The 12128-nt window shown below is 65.3% G+C and carries 12 protein-coding genes; 6 read left to right on the top strand and 6 right to left on the bottom strand.

What is annotated here, in order from left to right:
• Nucleotides 1-22 precede the first annotated feature (22 nt).
• Genes AB0E63_RS42135 through AB0E63_RS42145 form a run of 3 tightly spaced genes read left to right on the top strand, consistent with a single transcriptional unit; the run spans nt 23 to nt 5929 of the window.
• Nucleotides 23-1633 carry a class I SAM-dependent DNA methyltransferase gene (locus AB0E63_RS42135; RefSeq protein WP_360379212.1) on the top strand — a complete coding sequence of 537 codons (1611 nt, stop codon included), beginning with the start codon at nt 23-25 and terminating at the stop codon, nt 1631-1633.
• The gene (locus tag AB0E63_RS42140; RefSeq protein WP_360379215.1) at nt 1626-2750 is read left to right on the top strand and encodes a restriction endonuclease subunit S; all 1125 of its coding nucleotides are present in this window, start codon (nt 1626-1628) and stop codon (nt 2748-2750) included. The genes AB0E63_RS42135 and AB0E63_RS42140 overlap by 8 nt, the downstream gene beginning before the upstream one ends.
• Nucleotides 2750-5929 (top strand): type I restriction endonuclease subunit R, encoded by a 3180-nt coding sequence (locus AB0E63_RS42145; protein WP_360379217.1) that lies wholly within the window; start codon nt 2750-2752, stop codon nt 5927-5929. The genes AB0E63_RS42140 and AB0E63_RS42145 overlap by 1 nt, the downstream gene beginning before the upstream one ends.
• 110 nt (nt 5930-6039) lie before the next feature.
• Here AB0E63_RS42145 and AB0E63_RS42150 read toward each other — a convergent pair whose 3' ends face one another.
• Complete coding sequence (locus AB0E63_RS42150) at nt 6040-6672, bottom strand: MerR family transcriptional regulator (RefSeq protein WP_360379220.1); 633 nt, start codon at nt 6670-6672, stop codon at nt 6040-6042.
• Between the two features lie 87 nt (nt 6673-6759).
• Here AB0E63_RS42150 and AB0E63_RS42155 point away from each other — a divergent pair, with 87 nt between their 5' ends.
• Nucleotides 6760-7266: a hypothetical protein gene (locus AB0E63_RS42155; protein ID WP_360379223.1), complete on the top strand. Its 507-nt coding sequence runs from the start codon at nt 6760-6762 to the stop codon at nt 7264-7266.
• Nucleotides 7263-7664, top strand: coding sequence for a hypothetical protein (locus AB0E63_RS42160; RefSeq protein ID WP_360379226.1), 402 nt, complete (start codon nt 7263-7265; stop codon nt 7662-7664). Before AB0E63_RS42155 ends, AB0E63_RS42160 begins: the two co-directional genes overlap by 4 nt.
• 9 nt (nt 7665-7673) lie before the next feature.
• Here AB0E63_RS42160 and AB0E63_RS42165 read toward each other — a convergent pair whose 3' ends face one another.
• On the bottom strand, nt 7674-8696 hold the full coding sequence (locus tag AB0E63_RS42165; RefSeq protein WP_360379229.1) for a helix-turn-helix domain-containing protein: 1023 nt from the start codon (nt 8694-8696) through the stop codon (nt 7674-7676).
• A gap of 61 nt (nt 8697-8757) precedes the next feature.
• Here AB0E63_RS42165 and clpX point away from each other — a divergent pair, with 61 nt between their 5' ends.
• On the top strand, nt 8758-10002 hold the full coding sequence (gene clpX, locus AB0E63_RS42170; RefSeq protein WP_360379232.1) for an ATP-dependent Clp protease ATP-binding subunit ClpX: 1245 nt from the start codon (nt 8758-8760) through the stop codon (nt 10000-10002).
• A 307-nt stretch (nt 10003-10309) separates the two neighbouring features.
• On the opposite strand, the gene AB0E63_RS42175 is transcribed toward clpX, so the two are convergent.
• The 4 genes from AB0E63_RS42175 to AB0E63_RS42190 all read right to left on the bottom strand — a co-directional run.
• Entirely contained in the window at nt 10310-10822 is a 513-nt protein-coding gene (locus AB0E63_RS42175) for a GrpB family protein (protein ID WP_360379235.1), read from the bottom strand.
• A complete protein-coding gene (locus AB0E63_RS42180) occupies nt 10819-11214 on the bottom strand; it encodes a RidA family protein (RefSeq protein ID WP_360379237.1) in 396 nt (131 codons plus the stop codon). Before AB0E63_RS42180 ends, AB0E63_RS42175 begins: the two co-directional genes overlap by 4 nt.
• Before the next feature lie 42 nt (nt 11215-11256).
• Nucleotides 11257-11685 (bottom strand): protein phosphatase, encoded by a 429-nt coding sequence (locus AB0E63_RS42185; RefSeq protein WP_360379239.1) that lies wholly within the window; start codon nt 11683-11685, stop codon nt 11257-11259.
• Between the two features lie 13 nt (nt 11686-11698).
• A partial coding sequence (locus tag AB0E63_RS42190; protein WP_360379242.1) for a TOBE domain-containing protein occupies nt 11699-12128 on the bottom strand: 430 nt, incomplete at its 5' end.

The raw sequence follows: 12128 nt of genomic DNA on the forward strand, positions 1-12128 counted from the left end.
ACTACGGGATGGAAGGGGCAGTATGCCGCCGAGGAAGAGGAAGGAACAGTCGGCCAAGAGCCTCGAGGCCACACTTTGGGATGGGGCGGACGAGCTGCGCGGGAAGATGGACTCGGCGCAGTACAAGCATGTCGTCCTGGGTCTAATCTTCCTCAAGTACGTCTCGGACACCTTCATGGTGCGTCACGACGAGCTCGCGCGGCTGGTCGGCGACTCTGGCTCGGAGTACTTCATGCCGACTGAGGCGGCGAAGCGGTCGGTGCTGGAGGACCGTGACGAGTACACAGCGGAGGGCGTGTTCTGGATTCCCGAGGGCCACCGCTGGGCAGATTTGCGCAAGGCTGCGAAGCAGCCTGACATCGGCAAGCGCGTCGACGAGGCAATGGAGGCGATCGAGCGGGAGAATCCCACTCTCAAGGGAGTGCTGCCGAAGAACTACACTCAGCGCGAGCTGAGCGCTGAGAACATTGGCGGCCTGATCGACACTTTCTCTCGGCAGGATCTTGCCGCTGAGGAGTACAAAGGCCTCGACGTCCTCGGCAGGGTCTACGAGTACTTTCTCGGCCAGTTCGCCTCCAACGAGGGAAAGAAGGCCGGAGAGTTCTACACACCCCGCTCCGTCGTGCAGCTCCTAGTCGAGATGCTTCAGCCATACCACGGCCGCGTGTTCGACCCTGCCTGCGGTTCGGGCGGCATGTTCGTCCAGGCAGACAAGTTCGTCGCCGCACACGGCGGCAACCGCAACGACCTCTCCGTCTTCGGTCAGGAGTCCAACCCGACCACATGGCGGCTGGCGAAGATGAACCTCGCCTTGCGCAGCATCGAGGGGAACCTCGGCCCGGAGTGGGGGGATTCCTTCCGTACCGACGCCCACCCCGATCTGCGCGCAGACTTCGTGATCGCGAATCCGCCCTTCAACGACAGCAAGTGGGGTGGCGAGCGGCTGCGCCAGGATGTGCGCTGGAAGTACGGCGCACCGCCTGTGCAGAACGCCAACTTTGCCTGGCTCCAGCACTTCCTGCACCACTGCGCGCCGACCGGTACAGTCGGCACGGTCCTTGCCAACGGCTCGCTGTCGAGCCAGCAGAACGGCGAGGGCGAGATCCGCAAGGCTATGGTCGAGGCGGACGTGGTCGAATGCATTGTCGCGCTGCCGCCACAGTTGTTTTACGGCACCCAGATCCCGGTGTGTTTGTGGCTCCTTACCAAGAACAAGGCCGGGATCCCGAACGGCGGCGAAACTCGGCCGCGCCACGGCGAGACGCTTCTCGTCGACGCCCGCCAGGCCGGCTACATGGAGACCCGAACGCTCCGTGCGTTCTCCGAAGCCGACGTGATGAAGATCGCCGACACCTACCACGCCTGGCGAGGGACGGTGACGAGCACCGGGCAGCAGTACGCCGACGTGCCCGGCTTCTGCCGAGCTGCGACCACGATCGAGATCGCAGAGCACGGCTACGTGCTCACCCCGGGCAGCTACGTGGGGAGCGAGCAAGCCGAGGATGACGGGGAGCCGCTCGACGAGAAGATCGTCCGTCTCTCGGCCGATATCCGTGACGGGTTCAAGGAGCGCGAGGAACTCCAGGGTATTGTCCTTGCAGCGCTCGACTCTCTAGTGGTTGCCGATGAGTGACTCTGGCTGGTCGGCGACCTCATGGGGGGACATAGCGACTCTCAAGTACGGGAAATCGCTGCGAGACTACAAAGAAGGACGTGGGCAGACCGAGGTCTTCGGTACGAACGGGCCAGTTGGATGGACCGACTCTGGTCCCCTCGCCATTGGTCCCCGCCCAATAGTCGGGCGCAAGGGTGCGTATCGAGGCGTACACCTCGCTCGGGGGCCCTTCTGGGTCATCGACACGGCCTACTGGCTCAAGCCGGGACCCGCGCTCGACCCAACCTGGGCTTACTACAAGCTGCTGACTCTCGACATCAATGGAATGGACTCCGGATCGGCGATCCCATCGCTGGCGAAGGCTCAATTCGAGGGAGTTCCGCTCGATCTTCCCCCAATGCGTGAGCAGCGGCGTATCGCCTATGTCCTCAGCGCCTTCGATGAACTCATCGAGACGAATCGTCGCATTGCGGAAGCGGCCCTTGAAGTCGGCAGAGCATCATTCAGCCAACTGGCTGCTCGTTCACTAGACTTGGCCAAGCTCAGCGATGTCACGACGAAGATCGGAAGCGGAGCGACCCCACGTGGCGGGAAGGATGTCTACCAGGAAGAGGGGACTTCTTTCATCAGATCGCAGAATGTGTACGACGGCCAGTTCTCGTACGACGGCCTGGCGAGGATCTCGGACGGGGCCGCCGACGCACTCAGCGGAGTGGCGGTACTTTCGGGCGACGTCCTTGTCAATATCACTGGTGAATCCGTAGCGAGAACCGCGCTTGTGCCAAACCGTGCGCTGCCCGCTCGCGTCAGCCAGCATGTTGCCATCATCCGCGCCGATGCAGCGGTACTTGACTACCGCTTTCTGATGCTGGCTTTGCTTAGTGCCCCAATCAAGGGGCACCTCAATGGGTTGTCGACTGCAGGCGCTACCCGCCGGGCGCTAACGAAGGCACACCTTGGCGAAACGAGAATCCCCATGCCACCATTGGCCGAGCAACGGCGAGTGTCTCGGGTGCTGGAGGCAATCGGCGAGCTTGGTGACGAGCTCGCCGACCTCACCCGCACTCGTGACGAGCTTCTCCCGCTCCTCATGTCGGGCCAGGTCCGCGTCTCTGAAGATGTGGCGGTGGCGTGATGGTCGGACCGACTGAGGATGATCTCGAACGATGGGTGCTGGAAATCCTCACGGAGCTCGGTTGGACCCACGTGTACGGACCAAGCATCGCGCCGACCGAGCCAGGCGCGGAGCGGGAGGACTACCGCGACGTGGTCCTTGATGGCCGGCTCGCCGCCGCTGTTACGCGGCTGAACCCAAGGCTTCCACCCGACACTGTCGCCGACGTCGTCCGCAGCGTCCAGCTGACCGAGTCGCCGCTGATCGAGTCGGAGAACTGGAATGCCTACCGCTACCTGATCCACGGCGTCCCGGTCGAGTACCGCGACGACAGTGGGCAGCTGCGGTCCGACAGGGCATGGCTGCTGGATTGGGAGCATCCGAATAATAACGACCTCGCGGCGATCAACCAGTTCAGCGTCGAGGGACCGAAGAAGACCCGCCGCCCCGACGTACTGCTCTTCGTCAACGGCCTGCCTCTGGCGATCTTCGAGCTGAAGCGGCCGGGCAAAGCATACGCCAGGGTGGCTGGCGCCTACAGGCAGCTTCAGACGTACCGTAGCCAGATACCTGAGGTGTTCAAGTGGAACCAGGTCGCGATCGTTTCTGACGGTCTCGAGGCTCTCGCAGGCTCGTTTTCGGCGCCATGGAACCACTGGGCGGCGTGGAAGACGATTGACGGCACTCGTCGTGACCCGAAGAACATCGAGGGACTGCGGATCCCGCAGATCGAGGTGCTGATCCGGGGGATGTTCCGGCTCGATGTGTTCTTCGATCTTTGCCGCAACTTCGTGGCGACTTTCGGGGACGGAACTGAGACCCGAAAGGCGGTTGCGAAGTATCACCAGTTCTGGGCTGTAAACAGGGCGGTTGACCAGACCCTGGAGTCCGTGGAAACCGATGGGCGCATCGGTGTCGTGTGGCACACGCAGGGCTCAGGCAAGTCTCTGGAGATGGCCTATTACGCGGGCAAGGTCACGCGGCACCCGGGGATGGAGAACCCGACAGTGGTCGTGCTGACGGACCGCAACGACCTTGACGATCAGCTATTCGACGAGACCTTCGCGCCGTCCAAGCCGGGCTCACCGCTGCCGGAGATGCCAATCAAGGCGGACTCCCGCGCCCATCTCAAGGAGTTGCTCGGCGGTCGGGAGTCCGGCGGCATCATTTTCACCACCATCCAGAAGTTCGGCCTCACGAAAGAAGACCGGGAGGCCGGTCGGGCCTTCCCGCTACTGTCGAGCCGGCACAATATCGTAGTGATGGTCGACGAGGCCCACCGATCGAACTACGACCTCATCGATGGCTTTGCCCGCAACGTCCGCGACGCGCTTCCGCAGGCGTCTTTCATCGGGTTCACCGGCACTCCGATCGATGAGAAGGACCGCTCGACCGCCGAGGTCTTCGGTGAGTACATCGACGTCTACGACATGACCCAGGCCATCGAGGACGGCGTCACTGTCAAGGTCTTTTACGAGCCCCGGCTGGCCAGAGTCGAGCTGCCCGAGGGGGCCAAGGAAGCCATCGACGACGAGTTCGACGACGCCACCGTCGGCTCTGAGGAGGAGATTAGCGAGCGCCTGAAGACGAAGTGGGCGAAGGTCGAGGCCATCGTCGGCTCAGACAAGCGCATCAAGGAGCTGGCGGCCGACATCGTCGGCCACTGGGAGGCACGCCGCGAAGTCCTGGGTGGCAAGTGCATGGTCGTGACGATGTCGAGGAGGATCGCCGTCGACCTCTATGACGCGATCAATGTTCTTCGACCCGACTGGCATAGTGACGAAGACGGCCAGGGCATGGTCAAGGTCGTCATCACCGGTGACGCCACGGACCCGGCTTCGTACCAGCCGCACATCCGCAACAAGACTGAACGCCGTTCCATGAAGGCGCGCGCCTCTGATCCGAACGATCCACTCGAGATCGTGATCGTTCGCGACATGTGGCTGACCGGATTCGACTCCCCGCCGATGCACACGATGTATGTCGACAAACCAATGCGCAGCGCTGGCCTGATGCAGGCCATCACTCGCGTGAACCGGACCTTCAAGGACAAGCCGTCCGGCCTGATCGTCGACTACATCGGAATTGCCGAGAACCTCAAGGATGCGCTCGCCACATACACAGACCGCGACAAACAGGATCGCGCGATCGGAGAGGATGTCCGTCAGGCCGCAATCCCCGAGCTGTTGGTTGAGCACTCCATCGTCTCTGACCTGCTCCACGACATCGACTGGGTCACTGTCCTCGGGAGCGGCGACACAAAGGCCTTCGTCTATGCCGTCACCGCTACCGTCGACCACCTGTTGGAAGCGGAGCGAGGACGCGCCGACATCGGTGACGATGTCACGCCTGGCGAGTTCGACATCGAGACCGCGGATGAGCCGTCGGTAAAGAAGCGGTTCATGGCTCACACCGGTCGGCTGAAGCGCCTCTTCGCGCTCGTCCCTACCTCGCCCGAAGCCGCGACCATCCGCGACGACGTCGCGTTCTTCGACGCCGTACGCCAGTCGATCGCCAAGATCGAAGCCGTCGACCGCGACTCCGACGGTGAAGCAGTGCTCGACACCGCCGTACGGCAGATCCTCAGCCAGCACGTGGCTGGCTCGGGCGTGATCGACATCTTCGCCGAGGCCGGCCTAGAGAAGCCGGACATCTCCGTCATTGACGACGAATTCCGCAAGAAGTTCCAGGCATCCAATCAGAAGAACCTCCAGCTTGAAGCGGTCCGGCGGCTGATCTCCAACGAGGTCAAGATCATCGGCAAGCGCAACGTAGTCGCCGGCCGGAAGTTCTCCGAGATGCTCTCCGATGCCCTCAACCGATACCAGAACCGCACCATCGACGCGGCTCAGGTCGTCGCCGAGATCGTCGAGATCGCCAAGGCGATCCAGGCGCAGCGTGGGCGCGGCGAGGAGACCGGCCTCACCGAGAACGAACTTGCTTTCTACGACGCGCTCTCGACCAATGAGTCAGCCCGTCTCGCGATGAAGGACGAGACTCTCCGCGCGATCGCCCATGAGCTGACCGAGATCGTTCGCAACGACGCCAGGACCGATTGGCAGTTCAAGGAGCAGGTGCGGGCAAGGCTTCGCACCCGCATCAAGCGGCTCCTCCTCAAGCAAGGCTACCCACCGGACCAGGAGCCGTCCGCGACGGACCTGATCATCAAGCAGGCCGCGACCATCGCCGAGGCCGGGTGACGCTCGCGCATGCGGGGTCTGCAGTCAGGAGCCGCGTGCGTCGCCGGAGTGTTGCCCGCGCAGTAAGCGATCGAGGATGCACTGCGAGAATGGCCCAGCGCTTCGGCTGATCAGCGGTTCTTCCAGCGCTGGGCTGAGATTGATTCTTGGGCTAGGAGGCGGAGGGAGGAGATGAGGGTTTCGCCGAGGATGGTGCCGATGACTACGGATTCGGCTAGTTGGTCGCGGGTGGGGTTGGCGGTGACGGCGTCGATCTCGAGTTCGGTGAAGCGTTCGACGGCTTCGGCGTAGGCGTCGAGGAAGGTGACGAGGTTGTCCTGGCCCAGGGTGCGGAGGGCTGCGACGGTCTCGATCAGGGTGGCGAGGGCGGGGGCTTCGGGGTCGACGGACCAGCCGCGGCGGGTGATGAGGTCGGTGACCTGATCGGTGGCGGCGGCTCGGGCTTCGCCGGTGGCCGCCAGCCGCCGGGTGGGGGTGAGGGCGCGATGGGCGCGGCCGATCTGTTCGTGCAGGGGTACGTCGTCTGAGTCGAGCGACTCGAGGATGTCCTTGACCTGCGCCACCGGGACCTGAGCCAACTCGACCAGGGCGCGGATCAGCCGGAGCCGGCGGACATGGGGTTCGCCGTACGACGCCTGATTGGGGCTGCTGAGTTCGCCCGCGGGGAGCAGGCCCTCGCGCAGGTAGTACTTGATCGTCGGCACCGGGACCTCGGTGACCTTGCTCAGTTCCCCGATTCGCATTCTCGCTTGCCTTCCTCTCGCTCCTGATGGATAGTATCAGTATCCATAAACGGATACTTCAACTATCCATAGAAGGAGCTGGACAGAATGATCCCCCTCGTACTGGTGCTGGCGACGCTGGTCTTCCGGGCGCTGGGTGCGCTTGGGGTCCGGCGGTTCGCCAGCTGGCCGGTCAGCGCGGCGCACGGGATGGCCGTGATGCTGCCGATCACCGCGAGCGCGCACTTCGTCCCGGCCGGCGTGACGGTGATGCCGAACCACGCCGACATGGTGCGGATGGTGCCGCCGTTCCTGCCGTTCGCGGACGCGCTGGTCTACGTCACCGGCGTCCTCGAACTGCTCGGCGCGGCCGGCCTCGTGCTCACCGCGACGCGCAAACCAGCCGGCTACGCCTTGGCCGCGCTGTTCGTGGCGCTGATCCCGGCCAACATCTACGCCGCTGTCGCCGACGTACCGTTCGCCGGCGGCGAAGCCACGCCGCTGTGGCAGCGCATCCCCGAGCAGGTCCTCTACATCGCCGTCGCTCTGTGGGTTGCGCGTACGGCGAAGTCCACCATCGAACTCGCCACCCGCAAGGAGCACTCGTACTCATGACCGACTCGTCCCGGATCATTGCCGGCGTCATCCTGCTGACCATCGTCACGATCCAGTTCGGCGGCTACTTCATGACCAAGATCGTCCGTGGTCAGGTGCCGATGACGGGATTCCAGAAGTCGTTCGCCCGGGCCGGTCACGCGCACGCCGGCGTACTGGTGATCCTCAGCCTGGTCGGACTGCTGTACGTCGACCAGACCGGCCTGACCGGCTTCTGGCTGTGGGTCGCCCGGCTGGCGATCCCGGCCGCGGCGATCCTGATGTCCGGCGGCTTCTTCGCCTCGTCCGCGGGCAAGGACCGCACCCAGCCGAACCAGTTCCTCTGGGTCCTCTGGCTCGGCGCCGCGTCCCTGGCTGTCGGCGTACTGACGCTCGGCATCGGCCTCATCGTCGCCTGACAAACAGGACTACCTCCCGCAGGTGTTCTGCAACAGTTGTGCGATCGCGTGCGCGGCACCGAAGCTCTCGGCCCGGGCGACTATCCGACCGTCAGCGACCGACGCCGCGAACTCGAGGTCGTCCCCGATCACGTCACACCCCAGTGCTGACGCGAGTACGCCGTCCTCGTCGTGCACGAGCTGGAGCCCGGGAACTGCTTGCCGCAGGCAACCAAGAAGAGCGCCGGTCGTGTAACGGGCCAGTGGCCCGAGCTCGTCCGGAGAGCTCGAAACGAGGGCGATGGTGACGGGCCCGTCGGTCGTCCGTACGACGTCCTCCGCAGCGCTGAGGCGGTTGAGTCCGAGCACCACGATCACCCCGTCGAGGTCCGCCGTACGACCAAGCACCTCGTCGGTCACGGCCGGCGGCGACCATGCCTCATCAGCGGGACGGATCGGGGGAGAGGTCGGCGGCGGCCGCCAGGGATCGTCGACGTCAATGTCAGCGAGGTGCGCGCACGCCCGGGCAACGGCGAAAGGCTGGACGAACCCGGGCGCCGACGTGAGCTGGTCCGCGCCGGCGAGCAGGGTCAGAGCGAGCCGTGAGATCCGGATCATCCGGCCGAGATCCTGCCCGCGTCCCGGCGAACGCTGTCGCGCCGGGCTGGCGTCCAGGGAGAGCCCGAGCAGTACGGCGTTCAGCCCGAGCAGCCCGGCGTACGGCGTGCCGAGGTCGGCCGGTTCCGTCAGCACTTCCGGACCGGGGTGCTGTTGGTCGAGCCACGCGGATGCGAACGCGGCGAGTCCCTCAGCCGGAGTAGTCACCTGCCGGGCTGCGGCTCGTTGGGAGATGTGAGGAGTGAGAGTCGAGAAGTAGAGGGCGCGCTTGCCGGGGAAGTTGGAGTAGACGGCGCCCCGGGTGAGATCGGCGCGGGCGGCGATGCGGTCGATGGTGGTGTCACCGTAGCCGTGCTCGGCGAATTCCGCCCGGGCCGCGGCCAGCACCTTCGCCCGGGTGCGGAGCTGCAACTCAGCCCTGCTCAACCGGCTCACGGCCCTACGATAGCACTCAGATGTTGCTATCATCTGGATGATCACAACATCTGAAAGGTAGATGGGGATGGCAGCCGAGGTGCTGAAGTGCACGTTCTGCGGCAAGAGCCAGCAGCAGGTCGGCAAGCTGATCGCCGGCCCCACCCCGCTGTGCATCTGCGACGGCTGCGTCGAGCTGTGCAACGAGCTGATCGCCGACGAGGACCTCTCCGACCTCAGTGACGAGCTGCCCGGCCGGCTGCCCAAGCCGCAGGAGATCCGGGAGTTCCTCGACGGGTATGTGATCGGCCAGGACGAGGCGAAGAAGGCGCTGGCCGTCGCCGTCTACAACCACTACAAGCGGAATCGAACGCAGCGTCCTTCAAACCGGGGGGACGCCGACGTCGAGCTCGGCAAGTCCAACATCCTGCTGATCGGCCCGACCGGATCCGGCAAGACCCACCTGGCGCAGACGCTGGCCCGGATGCTCGATGTCCCGTTCGCAATCGCCGACGCGACCGCGCTGACCGAGGCGGGGTACGTCGGTGAGGACGTCGAGAACATCCTGCTCAAGCTGATCCAGGCCGCCGACTTCGACGTACGCAAGGCCGAGGCCGGCATCGTCTACATCGACGAGATCGACAAGATCGCCCGCAAGAGCGAGAACCCGTCGATCACCCGCGACGTCTCCGGCGAGGGTGTCCAGCAGGCGCTGCTGAAGATCCTGGAGGGTACGACGGCGAGTGTCCCGCCGCAGGGTGGTCGCAAACATCCACAGCAGGAGTTCATCCAGCTCGACACGACGCGGGTGCTGTTCATCGTCAGCGGCGCTTTCGACGGTCTCGACGAACTGATTGCTCGCCGCAGCCGCCCGACGAGCGTCGGATTCGGCCTGTCGATGCGGCAGTCGTCAGAACCGAAGGTCATGCCGGAGGACTTGGTGAAGTTCGGCCTGATCCCCGAGCTCGTCGGCCGGCTCCCGATCGTGGCGACCGTCCCGGGTCTCGACCGCGACGCGCTCGTCCGCATCCTGACCGAGCCGCGCAACGCCCTGATCAAGCAGTACCGCAAGCTCTTCCGGCTCGACGGTGTCGACCTCGAGTTCACCCTTGACGCGGTCGAGGCGATCGCCGACCTCGCCCTCCTCCGCCGCACCGGCGCCCGTGCCCTCCGCGCGATCCTCGAGGAGGTGCTCCTCCCGGTGATGTACGACGTACCCGGCCGGGACGACATCGAGCGCGTGGTCGTCGACCGCGACGCCGTCGAGAGCAACGTCAATCCGACCCTGGTTCCACGGATTCCGCCGCGGCGGCGAAGGACCGCCTGAGCCGGTCGCCCACCTCGGTCATCAGTACGGCGACCTCCGGCGTCGCCTCGTCGACCGCGAACTCGGCGCCTAGGCCGACGTCACCGAACTACACCGCACCATCCTCGAGCCGTGGCGCGGATCCACCGTCGGCCGCTTCCTCAACTTCACCTTCGCGGATCTGACCGGCGACGAGGTTGCCGAGACCTCGACCCCGGTGACTACCGACGGCTCACCGAGCTCCGGCAGCGGTACGACGCCGACCACCGGCTGGCGCCGAATGACGAACTCTGAGCCGCACGCCGAATCACGAGGGCCGCATGTCGGATCACGACGGCTGGGCCGCGCGCAGGATCAGCTCCTCGACCAGTGCCGACTTCCCGTCGACGTACGCCGCACGGTCCGTCGTCAGCAGGTGCGCCAGTTCGCGCTTGCGGGCGGCGTACGGTTCGCGGTCGGCGGGGTCCGTCCGCAGGTGGTCGCGCAGCACGGTGTGGTCCTGGTGAGCCTTGTTGCCTTCGACAACCAAATACAGATGGTGGTAGCGGACGGTGTTCGGCGGGAGCGCGAACGCCTCCCGTCCGGGGACTCCTAGGTCGCCTTCATGCTGGTAGCCGGCGGCAGTCAGTGCCGCGATCGCCGCCGGGACCAATTCCGCCGTCGGGACCACAACATCCACGTCGATGATCGGTTTGGCGGCGAGCCCCGGTACGGCGGTGCTCCCCACGTGCTCGATCTGGTGCGGCAACTCGGTCAGGTACGGCGTGAGTCGCGCCCGGATCTCGGCGAACCACACCGGCCAGCGCGGGTCGTACTCGACGACCTCGGCCGGCACGATCACAGGGCCGCCGTCACATCGATCTCGACGAGCTGACCGGGGAAGCCCAACTGGGCGACGCCAAGCAGCGTGCTGGCCGTAGTGAAGGCCGGGGCGAGCGGGGACGCGTTCAGCTGGGTCCACACTGCGGCAAGGTCCTCGCGGACCGGGCTGGCGACATAGATCACGGTCCGTACGACGTGCTCCGGGGAGGCGCCGGCGGACTCGAGGGCGGTCAAGATGTTGCGGATCACCTGCTCGGTCTGGGCTTCGAGTCCGCCCTCGGCCAGGTCACCCGAGGGTTGGAGCGGACATTGCCCGGCCAAGTAGATCAGAGTGTCGGCCTGAACCTTGGTCACATGGTGGTACCCGGGCGTCGGGTGCAGCCCGGCGGGATTCGTGCGCTCGATCGTCACGCCTCAGAGCCAACGCGAGATCACCTGCCTGGGTCAAAAGGTTTACCGGGTAAAGCGTCGTACGAACCGCTTCTGCCACGGCGTCTCCACCGCGTGCGAGTCGTAGTTCCGCCGTACGTACTCGACGGCGTCCGCGGCGGGGATCCCGTCGAGGACGGCGAGGCAGGCGAGCGCCGTACCGGTCCGGCCGCGGCCACCGCCGCAGGCGAACTCGACTCGCTCAGAGCCCGCACGCTCCAACGCGTCGACGAACACGGAGCGAGCCTCGTCACGATCGGCGGGAAGCCGGAAGTCGGGCCAACGCAGCCAGTGCGCGTCCCAGTTGACGGCAGGAGGTGGCTTACCCAAGAGGTAAACGCCGTACGTAGGAAATGGCGCTGCCGCCGGGCCGTTGCGCAGACCACGTCCGCGCACCATCCGACCCGACGGCAGCACCATCACGCCAGGTGCATCCTTCTCCCACGTCTGCACCAGGCAACAGTAATCAGGCGACCAACCGTTCCTCGGTCGAGGTGGAGAAGAGGTGCAGCTTGTCCGCGTCTGGTGCGAGGTGGACGAGGGTGCCCTTGTCGTTGTGCAGGCGGGTGCCGATGCGGGCGATGATCTGCTGCTTCTCGTCGGTGTGTTCGGCGGTGCCGTAGAGGAACGCGTCCGAGCCGAGTTCCTCGATCACCGCGACCTTCACGGGCAGGCCCGCGTCGGCCAGGTGGAACGCCTCCGGCCGGATGCCGAGGGTGAGGGTCTTGTCGTCGCCGGCCTTGGCCAGCAGGTTGCGCTCGATCGGTACGACGTAGTCGCCGATCTTGGCGCCGCCGTCGGTGATCTCGGCCTCGATCAGGTTCATCGCGGGCGAGCCGATGAAGCCGGCCACGAACTTGTTCTTCGGCCGGTCGTAGAGGTTCAGCGGGGTGTCG

Origin of the sequence: Kribbella sp. NPDC026596, assembly GCF_040638415.1 — a bacterium.
Classification (GTDB): Bacteria; Actinomycetota; Actinomycetes; order Propionibacteriales; family Kribbellaceae; genus Kribbella.

What these genes read in the sequence shown, in the direction of transcription:
- AB0E63_RS42135 (WP_360379212.1), top strand. Translation starts at nt 23, where the DNA reads ATGCCGCCGAGGAAGAGGAAGGAACAGTCGGCCAAGAGCCTCGAGGCC.
- AB0E63_RS42140 (WP_360379215.1), top strand. Translation starts at nt 1,626, where the DNA reads ATGAGTGACTCTGGCTGGTCGGCGACCTCATGGGGGGACATAGCGACT.
- AB0E63_RS42145 (WP_360379217.1), top strand. Translation starts at nt 2,750, where the DNA reads ATGGTCGGACCGACTGAGGATGATCTCGAACGATGGGTGCTGGAAATC.
- AB0E63_RS42150 (WP_360379220.1), bottom strand. Translation starts at nt 6,672, where the DNA reads ATGCGAATCGGGGAACTGAGCAAGGTCACCGAGGTCCCGGTGCCGACG.
- AB0E63_RS42155 (WP_360379223.1), top strand. Translation starts at nt 6,760, where the DNA reads ATGATCCCCCTCGTACTGGTGCTGGCGACGCTGGTCTTCCGGGCGCTG.
- AB0E63_RS42160 (WP_360379226.1), top strand. Translation starts at nt 7,263, where the DNA reads ATGACCGACTCGTCCCGGATCATTGCCGGCGTCATCCTGCTGACCATC.
- clpX (WP_360379232.1), top strand. Translation starts at nt 8,758, where the DNA reads ATGGGGATGGCAGCCGAGGTGCTGAAGTGCACGTTCTGCGGCAAGAGC.